Source organism: Kocuria arenosa (assembly GCF_042879215.1).
Lineage (GTDB): Bacteria > Actinomycetota > Actinomycetes > Actinomycetales > Micrococcaceae > Kocuria > Kocuria arenosa.
This window is the reverse complement of sequence record NZ_JBHZTA010000005.1, coordinates 235,769-258,282: the sequence shown is the minus strand read 5'-3', so window position 1 is coordinate 258,282 and position 22,514 is coordinate 235,769. Positions and strand designations below refer to the sequence as shown.

The window sequence follows — 22,514 nt, the reverse complement described above, 5'->3', positions numbered from 1 at the left end:
TCGGGGCCGCGGCGGCGCGGACCTGCTAGCGGTCGCTCTCGGCGCGGGCCGACAGCGTGGTCTTCTGCACCTGGAGCAGGAACTCGGTGTTGGACTGGGTGTCCCGCAGCTTGTTCGTGAGCAGCTCGAGGGCCTGCTGCTGGTCGAGCCCGGACAGGACACGGCGCAGCTTCCACATGATCTTGATCTCGTCCGGGGAGAGGAGGTTCTCCTCACGGCGGGTGCCCGAGGAGTTGACGTCCACGGCCGGGTAGATCCGCTTGTCCGCGAGCGAGCGGGACAGGCGGAGCTCCATGTTGCCGGTGCCCTTGAACTCCTCGAAGATGACCTCGTCCATCTTGGACCCGGTCTCCACGAGGGCGGTCGCGAGGATCGTGAGCGAGCCGCCGTTCTCGATGTTGCGGGCCGCGCCGAAGAACTTCTTCGGCGGGTACAGCGCCGCGGAGTCCACGCCGCCGGAGAGGATGCGGCCGGAGGCGGGGGCCGAGAGGTTGTAGGCACGACCCAGGCGGGTCATGGAGTCCAGGAGGACCACCACGTCCATGCCCATCTCCACGAGGCGCTTGGCCCGCTCGATGGCCAGCTCGGCGACCGTGGTGTGGTCGTCCGCCGGGCGGTCGAAGGTCGAGGCGATGACCTCGCCCTTCACCGTGCGCTGCATGTCCGTGACCTCCTCGGGGCGCTCGTCGACGAGCACCATCATGAGGTGGACCTCGGGGTTGTTCGTGGTGATCGCGTTGGCGATCGCCTGCAGCATCAGCGTCTTCCCGGCCTTCGGCGGGGAGACGATCAGGCCGCGCTGGCCCTTGCCGATCGGGGCGACGAGGTCGACGACGCGGGGCCCGATCTTCTTGGGCTCCGTCTCGAGGCGCAGGCGCTCCTGCGGGTACAGCGGGATCAGCTTCCCGAAGTCCACGCGGTCCTTGTTCTCCTCGGTCTTCTTGCCGTTGACCGTGGTGAGCTGGACCAGCGCGTTGAACTTCTGCCGCGTGGCGTTCTGCTGCTCGCCGTCGCGGGGGGCGCGGATGGCGCCGACCACGGCGTCGCCCTTGCGCAGGTTGTGCTTCTTGACCTGGGCGAGGCTGACGTAGACGTCGTTCGGGCCGGGGAGGTAGCCGGAGGTGCGCACGAACGCGTAGTTGTCGAGGACGTCCAGGATGCCCGCGACGGGCAGCAGGACGTCGTCCTCGGTGAACTCCGTGTCGTCCACCTCGGGGCCGGTGCTGCGCCCGCGTCGGTTGCGGCGCTCGTTGCGCTCGGCGCGGTCGTTGCGGTCCCGGTCACGGTCGCTGCGGTCCCGGTCGCGGTCGTTGCGGTTGCGGTTGCGGCGGCTGCGGCGGCTGCCGCCGTCGTCCTGGCCGCCCTTGTCCTGACGGTTGTCCTGGCCCCGGTTGTCCTGGCCGCCCTTGTCCTGACGGTTGTCCTGGCCCCGGTTGTCCTGGCCGCCCTTGTCCTGACGGTTGTCCTGGCCCCGGTTGTCCTGGCCGCCCTTGTCCTGACGGTTGTCCTGGCCCCGGTTGTCCTGGCCGCCCTTGTCCTGACGGTTGTCCTGGGACTTCCCGCCCTCGGAGCGGTTGTCACGCCGGTTGCGGCCGTCTCCCTTGTCCTGGCCGCCCTGGACCTGGCGGTTGTCCTGGCCGCGGTTCTGGCCACGGCCCCGGTCCTGCTTCGACTGGTCGTCGTCCCGGCCCTCGGCAGAGGAGCGCGACTCGTCGGTCCTCTGCCCGTTGTCCTGGCCGCCGTTGTCCTGGCCGGTGCTGTCCTGGCCGTTGTCGTCGCGGTTGCGGTTGCGGCGGCTGCGGTTGCGGTTGCGGCCGCCCTCGCCCTCGGCGCCGGAGGAGTCCTCGGCCGGAGCGGTCTGCTCCGCCGGCTGCTGCTCGGTGGTTCCCTGAGCGGTGACCTGCTGCCCGGTGTCCTGCTGGGCGGCGACCTGCTGCCCGGTGTCCTGCTGGGCGATGTCCTGCTGCGCGGAACCCTGCTGGTCGGGGGCGGACACCACGCCGGTGCTCGTGGCGCGGCGGGAGCGCGAGCGCCGCTGCGGCTGGCCGCCGTCGGCGCCCTGCGCGGCGGAGGAGTCCTCGCCGGTCGTCGCGGCGGTGCCCTGGTCGACGCTGCCGTCGGCGGTCTTCTCGACCGTCTGCGCGATCTTCTCCTCGACGGCCTTGTCCCGGTCGGCGACGGCCCCGCCGCGCTGGTGGGCAGCGATCGCGTCGACCAGCAGGCTCTTGCGCATCCGGCGGGCGCCGGTGATCCCGAGCTGGGAGGCGAGCGCCTGGAGCTGGGCCAGCTTGAGCGCGGACAGGCCCGCGTTCCGGGGGTCGCTGGTGGTGGTCTCTTCCGTACCCGTGGAAAGGTCGGTGGTCTCGGTCACGAAGTGTCCTTCTCCCTCGGTGGGGGGCCCATGGATCTCAGAGTCCAGGACCGTGGATGGTTCCCGGCGGGCCGCGATCGCGGGCCGCCTGCGGCGGGGCGCACTTCAGGGCGCGGCAGCCTGGGCGAACAGGGTTGTCACCCGGAGATCATGGTGTGCTCCGGTCCGTGTCTGCGCGGGCCGGGGCGCCGACGGCATCGAAGAAGCCGGTGCCGGCGGGGGATCACCGGAGGATCTGAGGCGGTGGAGTCGAGGACCCGGGGCATCTCACCGGGGCGTGTCCCCTCATGATGCCCGCTGTCCTCACCGCGCCGGGCGCGGTCTCCTACCCCTGGATCTGCTGCGGGTGCTTCTCCAGCTTAGCACCCTGACCGTCGACCCGCAGACGGAGGACACGCCAGGAGACGGAATCGGTTCCGCGCACGACGAGCTCCGCGAGGGCCTCCTCCGTCTCCTGCGCCTGGTGCCGGTCCGCGGCGAGGACCAGGACGGTCGGCCCGGCCCCGGAGATCATGGCCGGCAGCCCGCGCTCCCGCAGCGCGGTCATCAGCCGGGCGCTCGGGGGCATGGCGGAGGCCCGGTACGGCTGGTGCAGCCGGTCCTCGGTGGCGGGCAGCAGCAGTTCGGGGCGCCGCGTCAGCGCCTCGACGAGCAGGGCCGTCCGCCCGGCGTTGACCGCGGCGTCGTGGTGGGGAACGGTCGCGGGCAGCAGGGACCGGGCGAGGCGGGTGGGCACCTCGAAGTCGGGGATCGCCACCACCGGCACGACGTCCTCGTGGACGGTCACGGGGGCGCTGCGGTAGCCGTCCGCGCCGGTCCAGGAGATCACGAGCCCCCCGTAGAGGGACGGGGCCACGTTGTCCGGGTGGCCCTCCATCGCCGCGGCGACCTGGAGCAGGCGCCGGTCGTCGAGGACGCGCTCCGCCGGCAGCAGCGCGTTGGCCGCGAGCACGCCGGCCACCACGGCCGAGGCGCTCGAGCCCATGCCGCGCCCGTGCGGGATGCGGTTGGTCGCCTCGAGCCGCAGTCCCGGCAGCTCCTCGACCCCCGCGGCCCGGAAGGCGGCCCGCATGGCGCGGACCACGAGGTGCTCCGCGGAGCGGGGCACGGACGCGGAGCCCTCCCCGCGGAGCTCGAACTCCAGGCCGCCGCCGGTCACGGTCACGGCGAGGTCGTCGTAGTGGCCGAGCGCCAGGCCCAGGCTGTCGTAGCCCGGGCCCACGTTGCCGGTGGAGCCGGGCACGCTCACCGCCACCCGCTGGCCGATCTCGAACATCCGGGACTACTCCAGGCCCAGCGCGGCGGCGACGGCCACCACGTCGAAGGGCACGCGCTGGGGCTCGACCAGTGCGGGGTCCTCCCGCTCGGCGGCCTTGATCGCCCACTGCGGGTCCTTCAGTCCGTGCCCGGTCACCGTGATGACGACCGTCTGCCCCGTGGGGGCCTCCCCCGCGGCGTGCTTCTGGAGCAGACCGGCCACGCCCGCGGCGGAGCCCGGCTCGACGAACACACCCTCCTTGGCCGAGAGCCACCGGTGGGCGGACAGGATCTCGTCGTCCGAGACGGAGCCGATGAGCCCGCCGGACTCGTCGCGGGCGGCGATCGCCGAGTCCCAGGACGCGGGGTTGCCGATCCGGATGGCGGTCGCGATCGTCTCGGGCTCCGTGACAGGGTGGCCGAGGACCAGCGGGGCCGCCCCCTCCGCCTGGAAGCCCCACATGACGGGCAGCTTCGTCGACACGGCCGGCAGCTCCCCCGCCGTCGCGGAGTCGTAGGGCCGGGCGTACTCCTGGTAGCCCTTCCAGTACGCGGTGATGTTGCCGGCGTTGCCGACCGGCAGGATGTGCAGGTCCGGGGCGTCGCCGAGGGTGTCGACCACCTCGAACGCCCCCGTCTTCTGGCCCTCGATCCGGTAGGGGTTCACGGAGTTCACGAGGAACACGGGGTAGGACTCGGAGAGCTTGCGGGCCACCTCGAGGCAGTTGTCGAAGTTGCCGTCCACCTGGATGATGTCCGCGCCGTGCGCGACCGCCTGCGAGAGCTTGCCCATGGCGATCCGCCCCTCGGGCACGAGCACCGCGCACGTGAGCCCCGCCTGCTTGGCGTAGGCCGCGGCGGAGGCGGAGGTGTTGCCGGTCGAGGCGCACACGACGGCCTCCGCGCCCTCTTCCTTCGCCTTCGTGATGGCCATGGTCATGCCCCGGTCCTTGAACGAGCCGGTCGGGTTCATGCCCTCGAACTTCAGCCAGACGGTGTTGCCGGTGAGCTCCGACAGGGCGCGCGCCCGGATCAGCGGCGTGCCGCCCTCCCCCATCGTGATGACCTCGGTGGAGCCGGAGACCGGGAGCCGGTCCCGGTACTCGTTGATGACGCCCTGCCAGACGTGTGCCATGTGCTGGATCTCTTCCTGTGGACTCGGTGGTGCGGGGGGTGCTCATGCAGTGGGGGGTGCGTGCGGCGGTGCCGCCCGGTCCGCGGGCGGCACCGCCGGGCGTGGGTCAGTCGGCGTGCTCCACGCGGACCACGCCGGTGACGTCCTCGACGAAGGGCAGCTCGCGCAGGGCGTCCACCGTGGCCACGAGATCCTTGTTCGCGCCCCGGTGGGTCACGAGCCGGATCTCCGCCAGCTGCGGGTCGCCGTGCGGGTGGTCCGTCTGCTGCATCGTGAAGATCGACACGCTGTGGTCGGCGAAGACCTGGGCGATCCGCGCCAGGACGCCGAGACGGTCCTGGACGGTCAGGGTGATCGAGAAGCTCGTGCGGACGTCGTCCATCGGCGCGGCGGCCAGCTGGGCGTGGGGGTCCGCGCCCTGGGCCGGACCGCCGAGCACGAGCCGGCGCGCGGCCGAGACGAAGTCGCCCAGCACGGCCGAGGCCGTGGCGGCACCGCCGGCGCCCGCACCGTAGAACATCAGGGAGCCGGCGTTGGCGGCCTCGACGAACACGGCGTTGTAGGCCCCGTGCACGCCGGCCAGCGGGTGCTCCCGCGGGATCATGGTCGGGGTGACCCGCAGGTTCACGCCGCCCGAGCAGCGCTCGCACACCGCCAGGAGCTTGATCACGTAGCCGGCCTCGCGGGCGGCGGCGACGTCCGCGGCGGTGACCCCGGTGATGCCGCGGCAGTAGACGTCGTCGATGGTGAAGGTCGAGTGGAAGGCCAGGGACGCGAGGATGGCGGCCTTCGCCGCGGCGTCGTGGCCCTCGACGTCGGCGGTGGGGTCCGCCTCCGCGTAGCCGAGCTTCTGCGCCTCGGCGAGCGCGTCGTCGAACTGCGCGCCCGTGGTGTCCATCTGGTCGAGGATGTAGTTCGTGGTGCCGTTCATGATGCCCAGCACACGGTCCACTCGGTCCCCCGCAAGGGAGTCCTGCATGGGGCGCACGATGGGGATCGCCCCGGCCACGGCGGCCTCGTAGGACAGGGGCACGCCGGCGGCGTCGGCCGCGTCCTGGAGCTGGCGGCCGTGCCGGGCGATGAGGGCCTTGTTGCCCGAGATCACCGGTTTGCCCGCGTGCAGGGCCCGGAGGATGCGGCTGCGGGCCGGCTCGATGCCACCGGTCAGCTCGATGACCACGTCCGCGGCGTCGACGAGGGCCTCGGCGTCGGTCGTGAGCAGGGCCTCGGGCAGCTCGACGGTCCGCCGGGCGGCGAGGTCCCGCACGGCGATGCCGACGAGCTCCACGGGCGCACCCACGCGGGCGGCGAACTCGGGGCCGTGGTCGAGCAGGGTCCGGGCCACCTCGGCGCCGACGTTGCCGGCACCGAGCAGGGCCACCTTCACGGTCGAGGGCGGGCGGGTGGTCTCAGGGGTCGAGGCGGTCAATCAGGCTCCCAGGTCGCGGGCGAACAGGTCTTCTTCGGTCTCGCCCCGCACGATGAGCCGGGCCTCCGGCCCGTCCCCGGCGGCGCGCACGGCGACGACCGGGGGGCGGGCGATCCAGTTGTAGTTGCTGGACAGCGCCCAGCAGTAGGCGCCGGTGGCGGGCACCGCCAGGACGTCCCCGGGGGCGAGGTCCCGGGGCAGGTAGACGTCCCGGACCACGACGTCCCCGGACTCGCAGTGCTTGCCCACCACCCGGGAGAGCACGGGAGCCCCCTCGGCGCGGCGGTTCGCGAGCACGGCCGTGTAGTCGGCCCCGTAGAGCACCGGCCGGGCGTTGTCGCTCATCCCGCCGTCCACGGAGACGTACTGGCGCTGCGCCCCGGACTCCACCGTGACGGTCTTCAGGGTGCCCACGGTGTAGAGGGTGCACGCGGCCGGCCCGGAGATCGCGCGGCCGGGCTCGATGGACAGGTGCGGGACCGCCATCCGCAGGGACCGGGCCGTGGTGGCCACCTGGTCCGCGAGCGCCTCGGCGATCTCGCGGGCCGGGCGGGGGGTGTCGGCCTCGGTGTAGGCGATGCCGTAGCCGCCGCCGAGGTCGAGCTCCGGGAGGGTCAGGCCGAAGCGCTCGTCGGCGTCGGCCATGAAGGCGAGCACCCGCTCCGCGGCCATCCCGAAGCCGTCGGCGTCGAAGATCTGGGAGCCGATGTGGCAGTGGATCCCGCGCAGGTCGAGCTCGGGCTCCAGGACGCACGCGGCGACGGCCTGCATCGCGGGGCTGTCCCCGCCGCCCTCGGGCGGGGCGAGGGACAGGCCGAACTTCTGGTCCTCGTGGGCGGTGGCGATGAACTCGTGCGTGGACGCGTGCACACCGGGGGTGACGCGGATCAGCACGGGGGCGACGACGCCGAGGGTGCGCGCCAGGTGGGCGACGAGCTCGATCTCGGCGAGGGAGTCCACGACGATCCGACCGAGCCCGTGGTCGAGGGCGCGGGTGATCTCGGCGGCGGACTTGTTGTTGCCGTGCAGGGCGATCCGGGCGGGCTCCATGCCGCCGCGCAGAGCGACGGCCAGCTCCCCGCCCGAGGCGGTGTCCACGTTGAGGCCCTCCTCGCGCAGCCAGCGCACCACCTCGGTGGTCAGGAAGGACTTGCCGGCGTAGTAGACGGAGACCTCGGCGCCGATCCGCGCGAACGCCTCGGTGAAGGCGGAGCGGAACTCGCGGGCGCGCGCCCGGAACGTGTCCTCGGAGTAGACGTAGGAGGGCGTGCCGTAGCGCTCGGCGAGCTCCGGGACCGGGATCCCCGAGACGGCCAGCACGCCGTCGTCGTCGCGGCGGAACGCCTCGGGCCAGATGACGGGGTCGAGGGCGTCGAGGTCCTCGGGCACGCTCAGCCAGGACGGCGCCAGGGGGGAGCCCTCGGTGCGGGTGGTCGGGTCGGCGGTCATGCGATCACATCCTCTCCGGTGCGGACACGCCCAGCACGCCCAGCCCGTTGGCCAGGACCTGGCGCGCGGCGTCGTTGAGCCACAGGCGGGTGCGGTGCAGGTCGGTGACCTCGTCCTCCCCCTGCGGCGCCACGCGGCAGGCGTCGTACCAGCGGTGGTAGGTCCCGGCGAGCACCTCGAGGTGGCGCGCCACGCGGTGCGGCTCGCGGAACTCGGCGGCCTGGGCGAGCACCGAGGGGTACTGGCCGAGGGCGGCCAGCAGCTCCCCCTCCATCGGGTGGTCGAGCAGCGACGCGTCGAACACGTCCTCGCCCCGCTCGTCCGTGCGGGCGACGCCCGCCGCCTCGGCGTTGCGCCCCACCGCGCACGTGCGGGCGTGGGCGTACTGGACGTAGAAGACCGGGTTCTCGTTGGAGCGGCGGGTCAGCAGACCCAGGTCGATGTCGATGTTGGAGTCCACGGAGAAGCGGGTCAGCGAGTACCGGGCGGCGTCGACGCCCACGGCCTCGACGAGGTCCTCCATGGTCACCACGTTGCCGGCGCGCTTGGACATCCGCACGGGCACGCCGTCCTTGACGAGGTTGACCATCTGGCCGATGAGCACCTCGACCCGGTCCGGGGCGTCGCCCAGGGCCGCGGCGGCGGCCTTGAGCCGGGCCACGTAGCCGTGGTGGTCGGCGCCGAGCATGTAGATGCACAGGTCGGCGCCGCGGTCCCGCTTGTCCTTGAAGTAGGCGATGTCCCCGGCGATGTAGGCGGCCTGGCCGTCCGACTTGACGACCACCCGGTCCTTGTCGTCGCCGTAGGCGCTCGAGCGCAGCCACCAGGCGCCGTCCGCGAAGTAGAGGGCGCCGGAGCTCTTGAGCTGCTCGAGGAGCTTCTCCACGGCGCCCTGGTCGAACAGGGACTGCTCGTGGAAGTACACGTCGAAGTCCACGCCGAAGTCGTGCAGCGAGGACTTGATCTCGGCGAACATCAGCTCCACGCCCGCGGCGCGGAACGCCTCCTGCGGGTCCCCGGCCTCGAGGACGCCGGGGTTCTCGGCGACGATCCGTGCGGCGATGTCGGTGATGTACTCCCCGCCGTAGCCGTCCTCGGGGGCGGGCTCGCCCTGGGCGCGGGCCAGCAGGGAGCGGGCGAAGCGGTCGATCTGCGCGCCGGCGTCGTTGAAGTAGTACTCGCGCACCACGTCCGCGCCCTGCGCCTCGAGCACGCGGGCGAGAGAGTCGCCGACCGCGGCCCAGCGGGTGCCGCCCAGGTGGACCGGGCCGGTGGGGTTCGCGGAGACGAACTCCAGGTTGACGGACGTCCCGGCCAGCGAGCGCGCCCTGCCGAAGGCCTTGCCCTGCTCCACGACGGTGCGGGCGATCTCCCCCGCCGCGGCGGCGTCCAGGGTGATGTTGAGGAAGCCCGGCCCGGCCACGTCGACGGCGGCCACGCCCGCGGTGTCCTGCAGCCGGTCCCTGACCACGGCGGCGACGTCGCGCGGGGCGCGCCCCACCTTCTTGGCGAGCTGCATGGCGACGTTGGTCGCCCAGTCCCCGTGCTCCCGGTTCTTCGGTCGCTCGATCCGCACCTCCGGCAGGCGGGCGCCGTCGGCGAGGGCGAGGTCGCCCCGGGCCACGGCGTCCTGCAGGCATGCGGATACGGCGAGAGAAAGTTGTTCTGGAGTCACCGGACCAGTGTAACCGGGCGCCGTGGAGCGCCCGTGCCGGGTGGTCGACGACAGCCCCGGGAAACCTGCTAGTATCGTTGAGGTTCATCGCTGAGGCGGTGAGAGGCCCGCGTAGCTCAGGGGATAGAGCGTCTGCCTCCGGAGCAGAAGGCCGTAGGTTCGAATCCTATCGCGGGCACCACACGGGACGAAGGCCCCGGACCAGCTGGTCCGGGGCCTTCGTCGTGCCCGGCCCCGGGGCGGGGACGCTCAGCGGGGCCCCGTGGGCTCCTCGGTCCGTGCGCCCTCCACCCGCCGGTACCGGACGGGCTGTCCGCCGCGGATCCGGGCGACGGCGTAGAGCAGCACGCCGACGGCGAGGACGATCCCGCCGCGCGCCCACACCCCGGCCTCCAGCTGCGTCAGCAGCACCAGGCACGACAGGACGGCGAGGACCGGCAGGGGCGTCCAGGCGCGGAAGTGCCGGTGCTCCACCGCCTCCCGGCGCAGCACGAGGACGGCGACGTTCGTGCTGATGAAGACGACGAGCAGCAGCAGCACCACCGTCTCCGCGAGGACGGCCACCCCGCCGGTGAGGGTCAGGGCCAGCGCGGCGAGGGTCGTGGCGACGATGGCGACCCACGGGGTGCCCCGGCGTGGGAGGACCCGGCCCAGCACCGCGGGGAAGAGTCCCTGCACGGCCATGCCGTAGGTGAGGCGGCTGGCCATGATCATGGTCAGCAGGGCACCGTTGGCGACCGCGACGAGGGCGAGCAGGCTGAACAGCCAGCCCGGCACCGGGACCCCGGTGACCGTCACGACGTCCAGCAGCGGGGCGCTCGAGGCCCCCAGCCGGTCGGCCGGCAGTGCTACCGACGCCGCCGTGCCGACGAGCACGTACATCGCCCCGGCCGCCAGGAGGGACCCGAACAGGGCCCGGGGGTAGACCCGCGACACGTCGCGGACCTCCTCGGCGACGTTGGCCGAGGTCTCGAAGCCCACGAAGGAGTAGTACGCGAGCAGGGCGGCTCCCAGCACGCCCAGCAGCGGATCGACGTCCTCGCCGAAGCGCACCGCACGCCCGAGGTCGCCGTTCCCGCCGCCGAGCATGACGGCGACGGCGACGACGACCAGCACCAGCCCCGAGACCTCGAGCGCGGTCATGACGACGTTGGCCCGCAGCGACTCCTTGATCCCGCGGGCGTTGAGCAGGGCGACCGCGACGAGGAACACGATGGCCCCGACGGCGGGGGGCACGTCCACGAAGACCGCGAGGTAGTCCCCGCTGAAGGCCAGGGCCAGTGCGGACGCGCTGACCACGCCGGCGGTGAGCATGCAGAAGCCGACGAGGTAGGGCACGATCGGGACGCGGAAGGCGCGGTGGGCGAAGACCGCCGCCCCGCCGGCCTGCGGGTACTTGGTGACGAGCTCGGCGTAGGAGGCGGCCGTGAGCAGGGCGAGCAGCAGCGCCACGAGCATCGGGGCCCAGGTGACGCCGCCCACCTCCCCCGCGATGACGCCCACGAGGGCGTAGACCCCGGCGCCGAGGACGTCGCCGAGGATGAACAGGAACAGGAGCGGCCCGGTGATGTGCTTCTTGAGGCCCGGACCGTCAGCAGGCTGATTGGGCATGGGACGAGTGTAGGCCCACCGCCCCGCCCCGGGAGCACCGGGCCCCGGCCGCGGGCTCGTCAGTCGCGGCCGCCGGGGCCCCGGTGCCCCGGGCCCCGGAACTCGTCCGGGTCGTAGGGGCGCACGGGGCCGTCGCCGAACTGCTCGTCGAGCAGCCGGTCCTCCGGACTGGGGCCCTCCCCCGCCGAGCGGCGCCAGTTGAACCCGGCGATCGCCAGGGCCCCCCCGCCGAGCAGGGTCACGGCGCCCACCACGACGACCACCACCGCGCGCCCGCTCAGGCCCGTCCCCTCGTCCGTCGAGGCGCGCGCGAGGTGGTGGATGGCCTCGGGCACGGTGAACGTGGAGATGAACAGGGCCACCACGCCCACGGCCAGCAACCACCTCCCGGTGCGTCGGCGGGCGTGGTGCGGGTCGGGGCTCTGGCTCACGGTGCTGCTCTCCTGGCTGCTGGACGGATGCGGGGCGCTGCCGCGCGGACCGCCCGCCGACGCGCGACGGGGCGGGCCGTGCCCGGCCCGCCCCGTCGTCCGTGCCGGTCGTGGACCGACGGCCGGTGCCGGCCGGTCAGGAACCGTCCTCGGTCTTGACGCTCTCGAACAGCGTAGCGTCGTCGAACGCGTCCTGCCCCGCCCCCGGCTGCAGCCGGCGGAACTGCTCCAGCAGGCCGGGCACGGTCATGGACTGCTTCTGGGCGGCGTCGAGCTCGAAGAGGATCCGGCCCTCGTGCATCATGATGAGCCGGTTGCCCAGGCGCAGGGCCTGGTCCATGTTGTGCGTGACCATCACCGTGGTGAGGTTCTGCTCGGCCACGATGTCCGCGGTGAGCCGGGACACGAGGTCCGCGCGCTGCGGGTCGAGGGCCGCCGTGTGCTCGTCGAGGAGCAGGATGCGCGGCTCGGAGAACGTCGCCATGAGCAGGGACAGCGCCTGGCGCTGGCCGCCGGAGAGCAGGCCCACCTTGGCGCCCAGCCGGTTCTCCAGGCCCAGCTCGAGGCTGGCCAGCTTGTCGCGGAAGAGCTCGCGGCGGGCGTTCGTGAGGCCCGGGACGAGCCCCCGGGACTTCCCCCGCTGGTACGCGATCGCCATGTTCTGCTCGACCGTCATGGTCGGCGACGACCCCTTCATGGGGTCCTGGAAGACGCGGGACAGGTATCGGGCGCGCTTGTGCTCCGGCAGCCGGGTGACGTCGGTGTCGTCGACCCGCACCGTGCCCGTGTCCGGGATCAGGCTCCCGGAGATGGCGTTGAGGATCGTCGACTTGCCGGCGCCGTTGGAGCCGATGACGGTGAGGAAGTCGCCCTCCTGCAGGGTCAGCGAGACGCCGGCGAGGGCGCGCCGCTCGTTGACGGTCCCGGCGAAGAACGTCTTGTGGACGTTGTCGATGGTGAGCACGGCTCAGGCACCTGCCTTCGTGGTCGCGGGGGTGTCGGTGAGGTCGTCGACGAGACGCGCCGCCTCGCTCGCGAGGTGCCGTTCCCTGCGGCGCCTGAAGAACTGCAGCTGCGGCACCACGAGCGCGGCCACCACGAGCACCGCGGAGATCAGCTTCATGTCGGACGGGTTGAGGCCCGCCTGCAGCGCCACGGTGATGACCAGGCGGTAGACGACCGAGCCGAGGACGACGGCCAGGGTCGCCATCACGACCGTGCGCGAGCCGAAGAGCCCCTGGCCGAGGATCACGGAGGCGAGCCCGACGACGATGAGGCCGATGCCCATGCCGATGTCGGCGAAGCCCTGGTACTGGGCCACGAGGGACCCGGCGAGGCCGACGAGCCCGTTGGACAGGCACAGGCCCAGCATCTTCTGGTGGTCCGTGTTCACCCCGAAGGAGCGGATCATCTCCGGGTTGTCGCCGGTGGCCTGCATGGCGAGGCCGGCGTCCGTGTAGAGGAACCAGTCGAGGAGGACCTTGACCACGGCGACGCCGAGCAGGAACAGGGCGATGCCGATCCACGTCCCCTGCACGCCCATCTCGGCGAGCGGGGTGAAGACCGTGTCCTCGCGCAGCAGGGACAGGTTGGCCTTGCCGTCCATGACCCGCAGGTTGATGGAGTAGAGCGCGGTCATGGTGAGGATGCCCGCGAGCAGACCGTTGATGTGGGCCTTGGTGTGGAGCAGGCCCGTGATGAGCCCGGCGAGCGCCCCGGTCAGGAAACCGGCGGCAGTGGCGAGCCAGGGGCTGCCGCCGCCGAGGATGATCATCGCCGTGGTGGCGGCGCCCGTGGTGAAGGACTGGTCGACCGTCAGGTCGGGGAAGTCGAGCACCCGGAACGTGAGGTAGACGCCCAGCGCCATGACCGCGTAGAGCAGTCCGAGTTCGATACCGGCTATCACTTCTGCTGGATCCGTTCTGGTTGGTGGGAGACGGGGGCCGTCCGCCGATCGGGCGGGCGCGCCCCCGTCGGAAGGGGGTGCCGCGGTGGGCCGGGGGCCGGGCGGGCCGGTGTCCGGGATCTCCGGGCGCCGGCGCCGTCCCGGCCGCCCGGGACTACTCGATGACCTGGTCGGCGGAGTCGCGCAGCTCCTGGGGGACCTCCACGCCCATCCGCTCGGCGGCCTGCAGGTTGATGATCAGCTGGGTGTCCTCCTGGGACTCCACGGGCATGGACGCGGGGTCCTCGCCCTCCTTGAGGATGCGCACGGCCATCTCGCCGGTCTGGCGGCCGAGCTGCTCGTAGTCCAGGCCCTGGGTGATGAGGGCGCCGCGCTCCACGGAGTCGCCCTCGCCCGCGATCAGGGGGATCTGCTTGGACTCGGCGGCGGCGATCACGGCCTCGAGGCCGGAGACCACCTTGTTGTCGGTGGGCACGTAGATGGCGTCCGTGTCGAAGGACTCGGCGGCCTGGGCCACCTCGGAGGTGTTGGTCACCGACTTCTCGACGACCTCCAGCCCCTCCTCCGCGGCGGCCTCCTTCGCGAGGTCGACCTGGACCTGCGAGTTCGTCTCGCCGGAGCTGTAGATGATGCCCACGGACCTCGCCTCCGGGTCGAGCTGCTTGACCAGCGCGATCTGCTCGGCGACCGGGTTCATGTCGGTGGTCCCGGTGACGTTGCCGCCGGGGCTGTCGAGGGAGTCGACCAGCCCGGCCTCGACCGGGTCGGTGACGGCCGTGAACAGCACCGGGCGGTCGGTGACGGACTGGGCCAGGCCCTGGGCGGACGGCGTCGCGATGGCCAGGACCAGGTCGGCGTCCGAGGACGCCATGTTGGACGCGATGCTGGTGGAGGTGCCCTGGTCGCCCGAGGCGTTCTGGAAGTCGAGGGTGAGGTTCTCCCCCTCCGTGTAGCCGCCCTCCTCGAGCGCCGCGAGGAAGCCCTCGCGTGCCGCGTCCAGCGAGGGGTGCTCCACGAACTGGCTGATCCCGACGGTGGCCTCCTCGGCGGCCTCGCCGCCGCCCCCGCCCCCGGCGGTCTCGGTGTCGGAGCCGCCGCAGGCCGTGAGCAGCAGGGCGGTGGAGGCGAGGGCCGCCGTCATCGGGAACAGTCGCTTCATGGTGGGTCCTTTCGGGAACGAGTGGTGTCAGCGATATTACCTTCCGTTCGGTCACAAAATGAGAGGCAGCTCACAAGTGGTGACATAACGGCGCCGACGGCGTGTCGCCGGTGCCCGATCGTCCACCGGGACCGGGCCCTCCGCGGCCCGTGTCCCCGGTAGGATCGGGAGGTCATGTCAGCATCCCTGGGCAGCCCCCGAACCATCGTCTATCCCGAGAACCTCCCGGTCTCCGCGCGCCGCGAGGACATCATGGGCGCGATCGCCGCGCACCAGGTGGTCGTGATCGCCGGCGAGACCGGGTCCGGCAAGACGACGCAGATCCCGAAGATGTGCCTCGAGCTCGGCCTGGGCGAGCGCGGCCTGATCGGCCACACCCAGCCGCGGCGGATCGCGGCGCGCTCGGTGGCGGAGCGGATCTCCTCGGAGCTGGGCGAGAAGATCGGCGGCACGGTCGGCTACCAGGTGCGCTTCACCTCCGAGGTGGGCGCCGACTCGCAGGTCAAGCTGATGACCGACGGCATCCTGCTCGCCGAGATCCAGCACGACCGGCTGCTGCAGAAGTACTCGGCGATCATCATCGACGAGGCCCACGAGCGCTCCCTCAACATCGACTTCCTGCTGGGCTACCTCCGGCGGATCCTGCCCCGGCGCCCGGACCTCAAGGTGATCATCACGTCGGCCACGATCGACCCCGAGCGCTTCGCCCGGCACTTCGCGCCGGAGCCGGCCGAGGGCGCCGAGCCGGAGAAGGCCCCGGTCATCGAGGTCTCGGGCCGCACGTACCCGGTGGAGGTCCGCTGGCGCCCCCTGGCCCAGCCGCGCTCGGGGGACGGCGGCCCGGACGCCGAGGACACCGGCGACGGGCTGGAGGACGAGGACCGGGACCCCATCGACGCCGTGTGCGACGCCGTCGAGGAGCTCTCCTCCGAGCCGCCCGGGGACATCCTGATCTTCTTCGCCGGCGAGCGGGAGATCCGCGACGCCCAGGAGGCGCTGCAGGGCACCCTCAAACGGGTCCGCGGCCTGGCCGACGCCGAGATCCTGCCCCTGTTCGGCCGGCTGTCCATGGCGGAGCAGCACCGGGTGTTCGCGCCGTCGGGCCGTCGCCGGATCGTGCTGGCCACCAACGTGGCCGAGACGTCGCTGACCGTCCCGGGCATCAAGTACGTGATCGACCCGGGCACGGCGCGCATCTCGCGCTACTCGGTGCGGACCAAGGTGCAGCGCCTCCCGATCGAGCGCATCTCCCAGGCCTCGGCGAACCAGCGCGCGGGCCGCTGCGGGCGCGTCTCCGACGGCATCTGCATCCGGCTCTACTCGGAGGAGGACTACCTCTCCCGCCCGGAGTTCACCGACCCCGAGATCCTGCGGACGTCCCTGGCCGCCGTGATCCTGCAGATGACCTCGGTGGGGGTCGTGAAGGAGCCCGGGGACATCGAGCGGTTCCCGTTCGTGGAGCCGCCGGAGTCCCGGGCCGTCAAGGACGGCGTGGCCCTGCTCCGGGAGCTGGGCGCCCTCAAGGAACCGCGGGGCGCGTCCGCGGGGGGTCCGCGGGACGACGACTCCCGCGGCGGACCCCTCACCCCGGTGGGCCGGCAGCTGGCGCAGCTGCCGGTGGACCCGCGGCTGGGCCGGATGATCGTGGAGGCGGACCGGCGGGGCTGCGCCCGGGAGGTCATGGTCCTCGCGGCGGCGCTGACCGTGCAGGACCCCCGCGAGCGCCCCCTGGAGAAGCGGCAGCAGGCCGACGAGCTGCACAAGCGGTTCTTCGACGAGAACTCGGACTTCACGAGCTGGCTGCTGCTGTGGCGCTACGTGCAGGAGCAGCAGGAGGAGCTCTCCTCGACGCAGTTCCGGAAGCTGTGCCGGCGCGAGCACCTGAACTTCCTGCGGATCCGGGAGTGGCAGGACCTCTACGCCCAGCTGCGCCAGATGGGCCAGCAGGTCGGCATCCGGGTCGGCAAGGGCCGGGAGGTGGACCCCTCCGGGAAGGAGCGGGAGATCCACGTCTCGCTGCTGGCGGGGCTGCTCAGCCACATCGGGCTCAAGGACGAGCGCAAGCGCGAGTACCAGGGCGCCCGCGGCTCGCGGTTCGCCGTCTTCCCGGGCTCCAACCTGTTCAAGAAGTCCCCGGACTGGGTCATGTCCGCGGAGCTCGTGGAGACCTCCCGGCTGTGGGCGCGCGTCAACGCCGCGATCGACCCGCTGTGGGCCGAGGAGCTGGCCCCGCACCTGGTCAAGCGCAGCGTGTCGGAGCCGCACTGGTCCCGGGCGCAGGGCTCCGTGATGGCCTACGAGAAGGTGACCCTCTACGGCGTGCCCGTCGTGGCCCAGCGCCGGATCAACTTCTGGCGGGTGGACCCCGCCCTGGCGCGGGAGCTGTTCCTCCGCCACGCCCTCGTGGAGGGCGACTGGCAGACCCGGCACCGGTTCTGGGCGCGCAACCGCAAGCGCCTGGCCGAGGTCGAGGAGCTCGAGAACCGGCTGCGCCGCAAGGACCTGCGGGTCGACGACGAGGCCCTGTTCGCGTTCTACGACGCCCGGATCCCCGACTCCGTGGTCTCGGCACGGCACTTCGACGCGTGGTGGAAGAAGGCCCGGCAGCAGGACGAGCACCTCCTGGACCTGGACCCCGAGGACCTGATCGCCGAGGAGGCCGGCGGCTACGACGAGTCGCTCTACCCGCGCCAGTGGGTCCGGCGCACCCGGGACGGGGAGCTGGTGCTCGACCTCACCTACGAGTTCGCGCCGGGCTCCGACCAGGCGGACGGCGTGACCGTGCGCGTGCCCGTGCTGTTCCTCAACCAGCTGGACCCCGAGCAGTTCCGGTGGCAGATCCCCGGGTTCCGCACCGAGCTCGTCACGGCGCTCATCAAGTCCCTGCCGAAGGCAGTGCGCCGCAACTTCGTGCCGGCCCCGGACGTCGCCCGCCAGGCGGTCGCGATGCTCGACGCCGACTTCGACCCGGCCGTCGACGCCCTCGAACCGTCCCTGGAGCTGGTCCTGCGCCGGCTCAAGGGCCACGTGGTCCCGCCGGGGTCCTGGAACTGGGAGGCCGTCCCGGCCCACCTGCGGATGCGCTTCGAGGTGCGGGACCGCCGCAACCGGGTGCTGGGCGAGGGCGAGGACCTCGAGGCGCTCCGGTCGGAGCTGCACGACGAGATCCGCGCCGCCCTGGCCGAGTCCCTCGGCGCGGTGCCCGGCGCGCCCTCCGGGGCCCCGTCCGGAGGAGCGGCCCGGACGGGCCCGCGCTCCCCCGCCCCGCGGCCCCCGGAGGCGGCCCCGCCGGCGCTCGAGCGCTCGGGGCTGACGGCGTGGCCCGAGGAGGACCTGCCGCGCAGCGTCGAGACCACGGTGGCGGGCCAGCGGATCACCGGGTGGCCGGCGCTCGTCCCCGAGCGCCCCCGCGCCTCGGCGACGCAGCGGCCCGGCCGGGAGGCCACGGTGGCCGTGCGCATCCTCTCCTCGGCCGCCGAGCAGCGGGCCGCGCAGCGCCGCGGGGTGATCACCCTGCTGCAGCTGCGCATCCCCTCTCCCGAGCGGTACGTGCTGGAGCACCTCAACAACCGCGAGAAGCTGGTCTTCACGCAGAACCCGCACGGGTCGGTGACGGAGCTCATCGCGGACTGCACGGTCGCCGCGATCGACAAGCTCACGCCGGCCGAACCCCCGTACACCCGCGCCGCGTTCGACGCGCTGCACGAGCACGTGCGGGCCGAGCTCATCGACACCGTCTTCCAGGTCACCGCGCTCGTGGAGCAGGTGCTCTCCGGGGCGGCGCGGATCCGCAAGCAGCTCAAGCGGTCCTCCTCGCTCGCCGCGGTGAACTCGCTCAACGACGTCAAGGCCCAGCTGGAGCACCTCGTGCACCCGGGCTTCGTCGCCGCCACCGGCTACGACCAGCTCCAGCACCTGCCCCGCTACGTGCGGGCGATGGAGGTGCGTCTCGAGAAGCTCGCCGGCCACCTGCAGCGGGACACGGTCGGCATGCTCGCCGTGCAGAAGCTCGAGGACGACTACGACGCCGCGCTGGACTCCCTGCCCCCGCACGCCCCGGTCCCCGACGAGCTGCGCCGGGTGGCCTGGATGATCGAGGAGCTGCGGGTCTCGCTGTTCGCCCAGGAGCTGGGCACCGCCCACACCGTCTCGGAGAAGCGGATCCGGAAGTCCCTCAAGGACGCCCTCGGGGCGGCCCGGGCCTGAGCCGGCGGCGGCTCTCCGCGGCCCGGTCCCGAGGACCGGGCCGCGGAGAGCCCAGCCGGCGCGCCAGGCCGGCACATCAGGCCGGAGGGTCCAGGCGGCGGGTCAGGCCTGCGGCACGGCGGACCCGTGCCCGGCCTCGGCGAGGGCGGCCCGGATGCGCTCCGCGGCCTCGTCCATCCAGGCGGGGTCCGGGTTCCGGATCACGTTGACGAACTGGAACTGCTCGACCGTGTCCGCCGGCCAGACGTGGACGTGGGTGTGCGGGACCTCGAAGCCCTGGATCATCTGGCCCACCCGCGCCGGGTGCCACACGGCGTCGATGGCCTGCCCGATCCGCTGGGAGACCACCATCAGGTGGGCCGCCAGGTCCTCGGGCAGGTCGATCCAGTGGTCGTGCTCCTCGCGCGGGACCACGAGGGTGTGGCCCTGGGAGAGCGGGTCGATCGACAGGAAGCCGACGCAGCGCTCGTCCTGCCAGACGAAGCGGCCGGGGATCTCCCCCTCGATGATCTTCGTGAAGACGGTGCTCACAGGTGCTCCCTTTCGGTGGTGGGTCGGGATCGGTCGGCGCGCCGGGCGGGCCCGCGGCTACAGGGCGACGCGCTCGCCGGTGGCGAGGTGGCGGTACTCGGCCCCGTACTTCGCGGCGAAGGAGGTCAGCTGTCCCTCGATCACGCCGAGACCCTCGGCGGAGAGCAGGCCGTCGTGGATCTGGAAGACCCGCTCGGGACGCACAGCCACCACGAAGTCGATGACCTCCGCCAGCTTGTTCCACGGCGCGTGGATGGGGGCCAGCAGCACGGGGGCGGCCAGCCCGTGCGGGACCACCAGCGAGTCACCGGGGTGGTAGACCGTGTCGTCGACCAGGTAGCCGATGTTGTCCACGGTGCGGATGAGCGAGTGGATCAGCGCGTGCTGGCCGCCGAACGTCCGCACGGTGAAGCCGTCGAGGTCCAGCACGGTCTCGGGCTCGGCGTCGTGGATCACGTGGCCCTCCCCCAGGGCCTCCCGGAGCTCCGCGGCCACCGGGGCCGGGGCGTACACCTGCAGCTCCGGGTGCGCCCGGAGGTGCGCGCGCACCGGCTCGGGGTCCAGGTGGTCGGGGTGCTCGTGCGTGACGAGCAGGGCATCGGCCCCGTCGAGGGCCTCCGCCAGCTCGTCCCGCCCGGAGAACTTGCCCGGGTCGATCACCAGGACACGGCCCGCCTTCTCGAGCCGCACGCACGAGTGGGTGTACTTGATCAGCTCCATGGGCCCACCCTATCCCCGGGTCCGGCCGTGCCCCACAGGGCGGCGGGGCACGTGTCGGGCGGTCCTTGTTAAGCTGGTGACCTGCCCGGGCACCAGCGAGGAGAGGACGAGGCGTGAGCGTGAGAACCAGCGGGGGGAGCGCCGGGGAGGTCCGCAACACCCGGCAGCGCCGTGCCGTCGCGCGGGCGCTCGCGTCCCTGGAGGACTTCATCTCCACGCAGGACCTGCACGCTCTGCTGCGGGAGCGCGGCGACTCCGTCTCCCTGGCCACGACCTACCGGATCCTGCAGTCGATGTCCGAGCTCGGGGAGCTGGACGTCCTGCGCAGCGACGACGGCGAGGCGATCTACCGCCGCTGCGCGGCCGAGCACCACCACCACCACCTGGTGTGCCGCCGCTGCGGCGCCGCCGTGGAGCTCGAGGCCCCCACGGTCGAGGAGTGGGCCGGGCGCACCGCGGCCGCCCACGGCTTCACCGAGGTGGACCACACGGTCGAGATCAGCGGTCTGTGCGCCGCCTGCGGGGCGCGGCGGGCCGATGGCTGAGCCGGGCTCGTCCCGCGGCGCCTTCGTCCTGGCGGTCAACCCCCGTGCCGGCCGCGGCCGGGCCCTCGAGGACGCCCACCGGGCCGCGGAGCTGCTGCGCACCGGCGGTGACGAGGCCGTGGTGCTCACCGCCGAGGACCTCGGCGCCCTGGTGGCGCTGGTGCGCGACCGCCTGCGGGCGCAGGCCCTCAGCACCCGGGCGCTCGTGGTCGTGGGCGGGGACGGGATGGTCCAGGCCGGTCTCGGGGTGCTCGTGGAGCTCGCCGCGCAGGGCGTCGACATCCCGCTGGGCGTCGTGCCGTGCGGCACCGGCAACGACCTGGCCCGCCACCTGCGCATCCCGCTCCTCGACCCGGTCGCCGCGGCGGGCCGGATCCTGCGCCGGCTCGACGAACCCGGCGTCCGGCGCCTCGACGTCGGCCGGGTGCGCTTCGCGGACGGGCGCACGTCCTGCTTCGCGACCGCCCTGTGCGCCGGGTTCGACGCCGTGGTCAACGAGCGCGCCAACCGGTGGCTTCGCCTGACCGGGTCCACCAAGTACCTGCTGGCCGTCCTGGTGGAGATCGCTCGGCTGCGCACCGTGCACTACCGGCTCGAGATCGAGGACGCCGGCGGCCGGCGCCGCGCGGAGCGCCGGGAAGGGGTCCTGCTGAACGTCGCCAACACGTCGTCGATCGGGGGCGGCCTGCGGATCGTGCCCGGCGCCCGGGAGGACGACGGCCTGCTGGAGCTCTTCACGGTGGCGCCCCTGGGCCGGCTCCGGTTCCTGTTCCTGTTCCCCCGGCTGTTCTCGGGCCGGCACGTGGCGCTGGAGTGCGTCCGGATCGAACAGGTGCGCTCCGTGGCCGTGCACGCCCCGGACGTCACCGCCTACGCGGACGGGGAACGCCTCGGCCCCCTGCCCGCGCGCGTGGACGTGCTCCCCGCGGCGGTCCGCGTCCTGGCCTGAGCGCGGTCGGGCGCGCCGGACCGGAGGTTCGTGCGCACCGCGGCGGCGCGGCGGCTCATCGGCGACCTGCCCCGTGCCCTCGCGGCGGGGCGGCCGTCCGGGTCCCCGCGGTCACCCCGCGCCCGGGGCCGTCGGCCGCAGCGCGCCCAGGGCCTCCGCGACCGCGGTGACGTTGCCGTCCATCCACTCCAGGTAGGAGGTGCCCTCGGGCAGGGTCCCGGTGAGCTCCACGACCACCGCGCCGGCGGACCGGGCGTCGTCGCGCAGCTGCTCGGTCCGGGCCGAGCCGGTGCCCGCGTCGAACGCGAGGAACTGCACGTGGCCGTCCCGCATCTCGTCCCGGACCTGCCGGAGGACGAGCGGGGGGACGTCGGTGCCGTTCTCGACGGCCGCGGCCCACTCCGCGGGGGTGTCGTCGTGGAGCCCCGCGTCCTCGAGCAGGTGGACCGCCACGGGCTCGACCGCCACGAAGGCCGCGTTGTCGGCGGGCACCTCGGCGAGCTGCTGCCGCAGGCCCGAGAGCTGGGCGGCGAAGGCACCGGCGTTGTCCCGGTAGGCGGTCGCGCCGCGCGGGTCGAGCGCGGCGAGCCGGGCGGCGAGCGCCCGGGCGACGTCGTCCATGGCGTCGAGGTCGTACCAGACGTGCTGGTTGCTCTCGCCGTGCTCGTGGCCCTCGTGCTCGTGGCCCTCGTGCGGGGCGGGCCCGGCCGTCTCACCGGCCAGGCCCGAGACGCCGTAGGCCTCGACCACCGGGGCGTCGCCCTCGGCGGCGAGGTCCTCCATGAACGCGTCGTAGCCCCCGCCGTTGAGCACCACCAGGTCGGCGTCCGCCAGGGCGGCCCGGTCCTCGGGGGTGGCCTCGTAGGAGCGGGGGTCCTGGACCGTGGAGTCGATGATCGGGTCCACGACCACGGCGTCCCCGGCGATCTCCCGCACCACGTCGGCGTAGACGGTCGTGGTGGTCACGACGGTCAGGGCGTCGTCCGGCCCGGCCCCCACGGCGGCGCCGTCCGCGCACGCGGTCACGCCCAGGAGCACCGCTCCGGCGAGGGCGGTGGCCCGGAGGGCGGCGCGCGGAGGCGCGGCGGGGAGCAGCGCGGTCATGGTGGGTCCGTTCCTGCCCGGTCGCGGCCCCTTCGG

General features: G+C 73.1%; 17 protein-coding genes and 1 tRNA gene. 4 read left to right on the top strand and 14 right to left on the bottom strand.

The window, feature by feature from the left end:
• Positions 1-25: 25 nt before the first annotated feature.
• The 6 genes from rho to argS form a co-directional block, all read right to left on the bottom strand.
• Complete coding sequence (rho, locus tag ACFYE3_RS11025; protein WP_387608992.1) at positions 26-2,371, bottom strand: transcription termination factor Rho; 2,346 nt, start codon at positions 2,369-2,371, stop codon at positions 26-28.
• A gap of 325 nt (positions 2,372-2,696) precedes the next feature.
• On the bottom strand, positions 2,697-3,647 hold the full coding sequence (thrB, locus tag ACFYE3_RS11020) for a homoserine kinase (RefSeq protein ID WP_387608990.1): 951 nt from the start codon (positions 3,645-3,647) through the stop codon (positions 2,697-2,699).
• Between the two features lie 6 nt (positions 3,648-3,653).
• Positions 3,654-4,763 carry a threonine synthase gene (gene thrC / locus ACFYE3_RS11015; RefSeq protein WP_387608988.1) on the bottom strand — a complete coding sequence of 370 codons (1,110 nt, stop codon included), beginning with the start codon at positions 4,761-4,763 and terminating at the stop codon, positions 3,654-3,656.
• A 106-nt stretch (positions 4,764-4,869) separates the two neighbouring features.
• Positions 4,870-6,192: a homoserine dehydrogenase gene (locus tag ACFYE3_RS11010; protein ID WP_387608986.1), complete on the bottom strand. Its 1,323-nt coding sequence runs from the start codon at positions 6,190-6,192 to the stop codon at positions 4,870-4,872.
• Positions 6,193-7,641, bottom strand: coding sequence for a diaminopimelate decarboxylase (lysA, locus tag ACFYE3_RS11005; protein ID WP_387608984.1), 1,449 nt, complete (start codon positions 7,639-7,641; stop codon positions 6,193-6,195).
• A 4-nt stretch (positions 7,642-7,645) separates the two neighbouring features.
• Positions 7,646-9,316, bottom strand: coding sequence for an arginine--tRNA ligase (gene argS / locus ACFYE3_RS11000; protein WP_387608982.1), 1,671 nt, complete (start codon positions 9,314-9,316; stop codon positions 7,646-7,648).
• A gap of 105 nt (positions 9,317-9,421) precedes the next feature.
• On the opposite strand from argS, the gene ACFYE3_RS10995 reads away from it, so the two are divergent.
• Positions 9,422-9,497: transfer RNA gene (locus ACFYE3_RS10995), tRNA-Arg, on the top strand.
• 68 nt (positions 9,498-9,565) lie between these two features.
• Here the strand turns inward: ACFYE3_RS10995 and ACFYE3_RS10990 are convergent.
• From ACFYE3_RS10990 to ACFYE3_RS10970, 5 genes are all read right to left on the bottom strand, one after another.
• Complete coding sequence (locus ACFYE3_RS10990) at positions 9,566-10,927, bottom strand: APC family permease (protein ID WP_387608980.1); 1,362 nt, start codon at positions 10,925-10,927, stop codon at positions 9,566-9,568.
• A 59-nt stretch (positions 10,928-10,986) separates the two neighbouring features.
• Positions 10,987-11,358 carry a hypothetical protein gene (locus ACFYE3_RS10985; RefSeq protein WP_387608978.1) on the bottom strand — a complete coding sequence of 124 codons (372 nt, stop codon included), beginning with the start codon at positions 11,356-11,358 and terminating at the stop codon, positions 10,987-10,989.
• Positions 11,359-11,494: 136 nt separating this feature from the next.
• Positions 11,495-12,322 carry an ABC transporter ATP-binding protein gene (locus ACFYE3_RS10980; protein ID WP_387608976.1) on the bottom strand — a complete coding sequence of 276 codons (828 nt, stop codon included), beginning with the start codon at positions 12,320-12,322 and terminating at the stop codon, positions 11,495-11,497.
• A 3-nt stretch (positions 12,323-12,325) separates the two neighbouring features.
• Positions 12,326-13,264, bottom strand: a complete 939-nt coding sequence (locus tag ACFYE3_RS10975) for an ABC transporter permease (RefSeq protein WP_368831505.1) — start codon at positions 13,262-13,264, stop codon at positions 12,326-12,328.
• Between the two features lie 154 nt (positions 13,265-13,418).
• The gene (locus ACFYE3_RS10970; protein ID WP_387608974.1) at positions 13,419-14,423 is read right to left on the bottom strand and encodes an ABC transporter substrate-binding protein; all 1,005 of its coding nucleotides are present in this window, start codon (positions 14,421-14,423) and stop codon (positions 13,419-13,421) included.
• Positions 14,424-14,597: 174 nt separating this feature from the next.
• On the opposite strand from ACFYE3_RS10970, the gene hrpA reads away from it, so the two are divergent.
• On the top strand, positions 14,598-18,629 hold the full coding sequence (gene hrpA, locus ACFYE3_RS10965; protein ID WP_387608972.1) for an ATP-dependent RNA helicase HrpA: 4,032 nt from the start codon (positions 14,598-14,600) through the stop codon (positions 18,627-18,629).
• Between the two features lie 102 nt (positions 18,630-18,731).
• Here the strand turns inward: hrpA and ACFYE3_RS10960 are convergent, their stop codons facing one another.
• Entirely contained in the window at positions 18,732-19,160 is a 429-nt protein-coding gene (locus ACFYE3_RS10960; protein ID WP_387608970.1) for an HIT family protein, read from the bottom strand.
• A 57-nt stretch (positions 19,161-19,217) separates the two neighbouring features.
• Complete coding sequence (locus ACFYE3_RS10955; protein ID WP_387608967.1) at positions 19,218-19,880, bottom strand: MBL fold metallo-hydrolase; 663 nt, start codon at positions 19,878-19,880, stop codon at positions 19,218-19,220.
• A 113-nt stretch (positions 19,881-19,993) separates the two neighbouring features.
• Here ACFYE3_RS10955 and ACFYE3_RS10950 point away from each other — a divergent pair, with 113 nt between their 5' ends.
• Together ACFYE3_RS10950 and ACFYE3_RS10945 are read left to right on the top strand one after the other, a co-directional pair.
• Complete coding sequence (locus ACFYE3_RS10950; RefSeq protein ID WP_368831510.1) at positions 19,994-20,425, top strand: Fur family transcriptional regulator; 432 nt, start codon at positions 19,994-19,996, stop codon at positions 20,423-20,425.
• Entirely contained in the window at positions 20,418-21,374 is a 957-nt protein-coding gene (locus tag ACFYE3_RS10945) for a diacylglycerol kinase family protein (RefSeq protein WP_387608964.1), read from the top strand. The genes ACFYE3_RS10950 and ACFYE3_RS10945 overlap by 8 nt, the downstream gene beginning before the upstream one ends.
• 111 nt (positions 21,375-21,485) lie before the next feature.
• Here the strand turns inward: ACFYE3_RS10945 and ACFYE3_RS10940 are convergent, their stop codons facing one another.
• Positions 21,486-22,478, bottom strand: a complete 993-nt coding sequence (locus tag ACFYE3_RS10940) for a metal ABC transporter solute-binding protein, Zn/Mn family (RefSeq protein WP_387608961.1) — start codon at positions 22,476-22,478, stop codon at positions 21,486-21,488.
• Positions 22,479-22,514: the final 36 nt, after the last annotated feature.